At 73.7% G+C, this 6,399-nt stretch carries 5 protein-coding genes; 3 read left to right on the forward strand and 2 right to left on the reverse strand.

What is annotated here, in order from left to right:
• The first annotated feature begins 68 nt into the window (after window positions 1–68).
• Window positions 69–1,130, forward strand: coding sequence for a LacI family DNA-binding transcriptional regulator (locus tag HCN56_RS22410; RefSeq protein WP_167973980.1), 1,062 nt, complete (start codon window positions 69–71; stop codon window positions 1,128–1,130).
• Between the two features lie 139 nt (window positions 1,131–1,269).
• On the opposite strand, the gene HCN56_RS22415 is transcribed toward HCN56_RS22410, so the two are convergent.
• Both HCN56_RS22415 and HCN56_RS22420 read right to left on the reverse strand, forming a co-directional pair.
• Complete coding sequence (locus HCN56_RS22415) at window positions 1,270–1,851, reverse strand: DUF305 domain-containing protein (protein ID WP_167973982.1); 582 nt, start codon at window positions 1,849–1,851, stop codon at window positions 1,270–1,272.
• A gap of 38 nt (window positions 1,852–1,889) precedes the next feature.
• Window positions 1,890–2,816 (reverse strand): DUF1996 domain-containing protein, encoded by a 927-nt coding sequence (locus HCN56_RS22420; protein WP_167973984.1) that lies wholly within the window; start codon window positions 2,814–2,816, stop codon window positions 1,890–1,892.
• A 551-nt stretch (window positions 2,817–3,367) separates the two neighbouring features.
• Between HCN56_RS22420 and HCN56_RS22425 the strand changes: the two genes are divergently transcribed.
• Together HCN56_RS22425 and HCN56_RS22430 are read left to right on the forward strand one after the other, a co-directional pair.
• A complete protein-coding gene (locus HCN56_RS22425; protein ID WP_167973986.1) occupies window positions 3,368–4,366 on the forward strand; it encodes a LacI family DNA-binding transcriptional regulator in 999 nt (332 codons plus the stop codon).
• A 301-nt stretch (window positions 4,367–4,667) separates the two neighbouring features.
• On the forward strand, window positions 4,668–6,356 hold the full coding sequence (locus tag HCN56_RS22430) for an ABC transporter substrate-binding protein (protein WP_167973988.1): 1,689 nt from the start codon (window positions 4,668–4,670) through the stop codon (window positions 6,354–6,356).
• Window positions 6,357–6,399: the final 43 nt, after the last annotated feature.

The following is a 6,399-nucleotide window of genomic DNA, read 5'->3' on the forward strand; positions in this document are numbered from 1 at the left end:
CGGCCGGAAGCGGCCGCGCGCCGACCGGAACGCCGCCGCCCGGCGTGGCCGTCGCGTATAAAGACACGATGACCACCGAGCACGCCCCCGCCAGCGGCCGCCCCACCCTGGAGCAGGTGGCCCGGGTCGCCGGGGTGTCGCGGGCGACGGTCTCCCGGGTGGTCAACGGCGAGGCCACCGTCGACCCCCGGCTGCGGGAACTCGTCGAACAGGCCGTCACCGCGACCCGCTACGTCCCCAACCGCGCCGCCCGCTCCCTGGTCACCGGCCGCACCGACTCCGTGGCACTGGTCGTCTCCGAGCCCGACACCGCCGATGCCGCCGTACCCGCGGCGGGCGCGCTGGCCGACCCGGTCTTCGGGCGGACCGTGACCGGCCTGCTGCGGGAGTTCGGGCCGCGCGGCGTGCAACTGCCCGTCCACCACGCGGCGGACGAGGCCTCCCGGGAACGGCTGCTGGCCCACCTCGGCCAGGGCCACGCCGACGGCGTCGTGCTGCTCTCGTCCGGTCCCGCCGATCCGCTCGCGGAGCGCCTGGCGCGCGGTCCGCTGCCGCTGGTGCTCGCCGGCCGGCAGGCGGGGGCGCTGCCCGCCTCCTACGTCGCCCTCGACCAGCGGGCCGGCGGAGCGCTCGCCGCCGTCCACCTCCTGGAGCGGGGGTGCACCCGCCCCGCCGTGGTCGCCGGGCCGCCGTCCGGGCCGGGTGCCGACCCGGCCCACCGCGAGCGGTGCGACGGCTTCCGGGGCGTCGCCGCCGAACGAGGGGCTGCCGAGCCGCCGGTGGCCGTGGCGGCCGCCGACACACCCGCGGCCGGGGCGGACGCGGCGCGGCGGCTGCTGGCAGCGGACCCGCTGACCGACGCGCTGTTCGCGACGACCGACCTGCTGGCGCTCGGGGCCCTGGCCGCGCTCCGCGACGCCGGGCGCCGGGTGCCCGCGGACGTCGCGGTGGTGGGGTTCGGGGACGACGCCGCCGTCGGCGCCGAACCCGGCCTGACCACCGTGCGCCGCCCGGTGGAGGAGATGGCGGCGGAGACGGCGCGGTTGCTGCTGCGCCAGATCGACCAGCGCGGGCAGCGCGCCCCCTCCGTCATCTTCCCGCCGACGCTCACCGTGCGCGCCACCGCCTGACCGCACGGCGGACGCGGCCCCGGACGGGATGTCCGGGGCCGCGTCCGTCGCACCCGCCGGGTGGTCCGGCGGACGTCCGGGCGGATGGCGGCAGCCGGCCGGGCTGCCGCCACCCGCCGGGCGGTCAGGCGTCGAGCGGTCAGGCGTCGAGCGCCTCCAGCGAGGCGAGTTGCCCCTCGCGTGTCTCGGCGAGCTCGGCGGCGAGAGCGGTGGTCGCCTCGTCGCTGCCGTTCTCCGCGGCGGAGCCGGAGATCATCGCGGACTGCGCCAGGTGCTCGTGGAGCGCCTCACGCGCCGCCGCGTCCACATCCGACGCCGCGGCTATCTCCGCGAGTTCGTCGTCGGTGACCATGCCGGTCATGTTGTGGCCCTCGTGCGGGTTGGTGTCCGGTACCCCCGCCTCGTCGAGAATCTCCCGCATGCGGGTGGTCTCCTCGGCGTGGGTGAGGGCCAGTTCACCGGCGAACGCGCCCAACTCCGCGTCGTCGCCCGACTCCCCGACCAGCTCCAGCAGCAGCAGGGTCCGGTCGTTCATCGGCGCCATCAGCTGGAGCCAGGCCAGGTCGGTGCCGCTGAGTCCGTGCGCGGCCCCGCCGTCGACGGTCGCCGGGTCCGTGGCACCGGCGGCGGGAGCCTCCGCCACCGGCGTCACGTCCGGCGCCGCGCCCCGGTCGTCCTCGGCCCCGCAGCCCGCCAGCGGCAGCGCCGCCAGCAGGGTCACGGCAGCTGCGGTGGCGACCCGACGGGCGCGGCGCGGCATCACAGGGGGTTCCCGTCGGCGCCGCACTTCACGATGGCGTTGAGGCAGTCGCGCACCCGGCGCTCCAGCTCCTCCTGCGGCCAGGCGTTGATGAAGTCGGCGTGCATCGTGTAGCCGGGGCCCGACGCCAGCTCGAAGCGCGAGGGGTCGCCGTTGACCGGGTAGCGCACGACCTGCCGCATCTTGGGCACCGGCACCGGGTGGGTCTCGGGGCACTCACCGGCGACCGGGTAGGCCATGTGGCTCTGGTGGTCGGGGGAGTCGAGGTTCACCCCGTCCCAGCACTGCGGGAAGTCGAGGTAGGACTCCAGCGCGCTGTGCTCGGGGCAGTTGACGAAGTCCTTCGAGGGCTCCACCTCGCCGGCGTGCAGGCACGACCAGCGGGCGATCACCGGGTCGTCCGGGCCGGCCACGGCGTTGCCGGCCAGCATGAGCAGCCCCTCGGGGTAGGGCTGGATGCGCTCGGTGACGTCCTGGTTCACGCCCTCACCGAGGTAGTAGAAGGTCGCCTGCTGGGGCTCGACCGGCTCACCGTCGACGAACAGCGTCGGCATCCAGTACGAGGAGAGGTCCACCAGCGGGTCGCAGGTGGTCTGTCCGGCCTCGATCAGGTCCGCCGCCGTGCTGTGGGCGTCGGTGACCGGCGAGCCGAAGAAGCTGTGCATGTGGGAGGCGCCGGGCAGGCCGGGGAAGACGATCGGGTCGTCGGGCAGCCGGTGGCTGAACTCGCACTCGGCGAGGAACTCCGCCACGCCGTAGCTCTGGGCCGACACCTCGCCGGCCGGCTCGGGGGCGGCCTCGGTGTCGTCGCCGGCGATGGCGCCGGGTATGCCGGTCAGCTGGAGCGCCGCGACGGCGGCCCCGGCCACGGCCACGGTGAGCAGGCGGTTGCGGGTGCGGCGGCGGGACGTGGGGGGTGAGGTCATGGTCCGGGCTCCTCGGATGGGGGATCGCGTGACTCGTCCGCGGTGGGGGCCCCGGCCGGTGGACCGGCGGGGTTCACGGTGGGCCGCGCACTGGACAGCCGGATGCTATAGCTGTCCGGGGCGCCGTCCGGAGTGTTCCGCAAGACACCAGAGAGCGTTCTCTCGCCGGGACCCTAAGAGCGCCTTAAGGGACCGTCAAGCCATGCTCAACATTCCCGGAACCACGTCGCTCCCTAGCGGGCGGAACCCTGAAAAACACGGGCTCAGCCGTCAGTTCGGGCGTCGTCGGCCGCCCGGCCCCGGAAATCCGTAAACCAGAGAGCGCTCTCTCTGTTCGACGGAGTTCGACGATCTGCGCCTTCATCACCTGAAGGGATTTTGCAAGGTGGTACGGACTGTTCCGGATCTTCTCAGCATGTCTTGACGGCCCACGGTGCGGCGAGTTGACTGCCGCGCACACCGACCGGAACCGGTTCCGGAACCGGTGCCGGTACGCGCCGTCCCCCACGGGCGCGCGCCGCCGGCCGAGCCGTTCGTCCAGGGAGTCCGCAATGCGCGTCACCATCGCCGATGTCGCCCGTACCGCGGCCGTGAGCAAGACCACCGTCTCCCGCGTGCTCAACGGGAAGGGGGAGGTGGACCGCACCACGGCGGAGCGCGTCCGGGGGGTCATCGACGAGCTCGGCTACGTGCCCAGCTCCCGCGCGGTGAGCCTCGCCCGCGGCAACAGCCGGACCCTCGCGATCCTGGTCCCCTCCCTCGGCTGGCCGTGGATCAGCCAGATCCTCCAGGGGGTCTCGGACACCGTGGAGTCCGCCGGCTACGGCCTGCTGCTCTTCACCTGCAACCGCGGCGAGCAGTCGATGGCCCAGTTCACCAGCCAGGTCACCGCCCGCGCCTTCGACGGGCTGCTGGCCATCGTCCCCGGCGACGCCCTCCCCACACTGGAGAAGCTGCACGCCCAGGGGCTGCCCGCCGTCGTCATCGACGACCAGGGGCAGCGCCCGCGCCTGCCGTTCGTCGCCACCACCAACGCCGAGGGCGGCGCAGCCGCCGCCCGGCACCTGCTCGACACCGGACGGGTCCGCCCGCTGGTGGTCGCCGGGCCCCCGCGGTTCGGCTGCGTGCAGGACCGGCTCACCGGTTTCCGCGCCGCGCTGCGGGAGCGCAACCTGCCCAAGCCCGGGGCCCTGGTGGTCGGCAGCGACTTCACCGTCTCCTCCGGGCGGCGCGCCGTCGAGGGCGTACTCGCCGAAGGGCGGCCCTTCGACTCCGTCTTCGCCCTCAACGACCAGACCGCGGTCGGCGCCCTCGCCGCGCTGCGCGCCGGCGGGCGGTCCGTCCCCGACGACGTGGCCGTCATCGGCTTCGACGACGTCCCCATGGCCTCCGTCTCCGACCCCCAGCTGACGACCATCCGCCAACCGATCCGCCGCATGGGCGAAGCCGCCGCCCAGATGCTGCTGCACCACCTCCAGGGCGCCCCGCTGCCCGCCGAACCGGTGGTGCTGCCAACCGAGTTGGTGGTCCGAGCCTCCGCGCCCAACTGAGGGCGGCGGGCCCGGCCCGCCGTGCTCCACCCCTCCCGCGCCCCCGCCGGCGGGCCTCCCCGCGAGGCCGCGGTCCCCCGCACGGCACAGCCCGGCCGTCGGCCTGCCCGCCAGTCGCCCGGAACGCACCACTTCACGGGCATTCGCACCGCCAACCCCCACGCATGAGCACGCACGCCACGCAGTACCCGCACCACCGCGCCACCGAGTAGTACCCGCACCACCGCACCACCGAGCAGCACCCGGCACCCGCAGCGACCCGCGGCGCCGGCACCCGCAACCGCCGTCCAAGGAGCCCACCATGAGAGTCACCCCCCGCAGAGGAAACCGCCGCCGCGCGACCCTCGCCGTCGCCACCGCGGTCGTCCTCAGCACCCTCGCCGCCTGCTCCGGCGGGGGCGGCGGCAGCAGCAACGCAGGCCCGCGCGGTGACGGCGTCCTCAACGTCGGCATGCCCAACGCCCCGCAGGCGGACAACAGCAACCCGTTCCTCGCCACCTCGGCCAGCGTCTCCCTCGGCTACCGCGCGATGATCTACGAGCCCCTCGCCATGTTCAACGGCATCCGCCCCGCCGAGGACGCCCGCCCCTGGCTCGCCGCCGAGTGGGAGTGGAACGAGGACTTCACCGAGCTGGTGATCACCGCGCAGGACGGCCCCGAGTGGTCCGACGGCACCGCGTTCAGCGCCGCCGACATCGCGTACACCTTCCAACTGGTCAAGGACACACCCGCGTTCAACGGCGCTGCCATCCCCTTCGACGAGGTCGAGCAGGACGGCGACACCGTCCGGCTGACCTTCGGCGAGTCGCAGTTCGTCAACCAGAACCGCATCCTGGGGACCTACATCGTCCCGGAGCACATCTGGTCCGAGCAGGACTCCCCGGAGACCTGGGAGAACCGCGAGCCGGTCGGCACCGGCCCCTACGTGCTCGAGACCTTCACCCCGCAGACCGTCACCCTCACCCGGCGCGACAGCTACTGGCAGGGTCTGCCGGAGGTCGAGGAACTGCGGTACACCTCGTACAACGACAACAACGCGCAGACGACGGCGCTGGCCAACGGCGACTCCGAGTGGTCGTTCGTCTTCATGCCGGACTACGAGTCCGTCTACATCGACAAGAACCCCGAACACCACAACCTGTGGTTCCCCACGAGCCTCGGCGTCCACGGCCTCTGGCTCAACACCGACCAGAAGCCGTTCGACGACCCGGCCCTGCGCCGCGCCGTCTCCCAGGTGATCAACCGCGACGACATCCACGTCCAGGCGCACGCCGGGCTCTACCCGGCGCTGGAGAACCCCACCGGGCTGCCGCTCCCCGCCGGGGAGCCGTTCCTCGCCCCCGAGTACCAGGGCGCCGTGGTGGAGGCCGACGCCGACGCCGCCCGCGCCGAACTCGACGAGGCCGGGTACGACACCACCGGGGACACCCTCCTCGACCCCGACGGCAACGCCGTCACCGTCGACCTGATCGGCCCGGCCGGCTGGTCCGACTACCTCACCGCGCTGTCGATCATCTCGGACAACCTCGGCGAGATCGGCATCGAGGCCACGCTCAACACCCAGACCGTCGAGTCCTGGCGGACCTCCGTCGACAACGGCGAGTTCGACGCCACCCTGCACTGGACCAACAGTGGCGGCACCCCCTACGACATGTACCAGCACATCATGGACGGCGGGATGTACCACCCGGTCGGCGAGGGCTCCCCGGGCGGCAACTTCGGCCGGTACCAGAACCCCGACGCCGACGCCGCGCTCGACACCTACGCCACCACCAGCGACGAGGGTGAACGCGAGGAGGCGCTGCACGAGTTGCAGCGCATCCTCGTCGAGGACGTCCCGATGGTGCCGACCGTCGCGGGCCCGATCGGCGCCCAGTACAACACCACCAACTGGGTCGGCTGGCCGGACGAGTCCGACCCCTACGGCCCGCCGCAGCCCACCCAGCCCAACGCGCTGGACATCGTGCTGCGCCTGAAGGCCGCCGAGTAGCGGGCGGGACGCGCCGCGGCGGCCCCTTCCCGCCGCCGCGGCG

Origin of the sequence: Streptomyces lonarensis (assembly GCF_012033735.1) — a bacterium.
In the GTDB taxonomy this organism is placed as follows: Bacteria; Actinomycetota; Actinomycetes; order Streptomycetales; family Streptomycetaceae; genus Streptomyces; species Streptomyces lonarensis.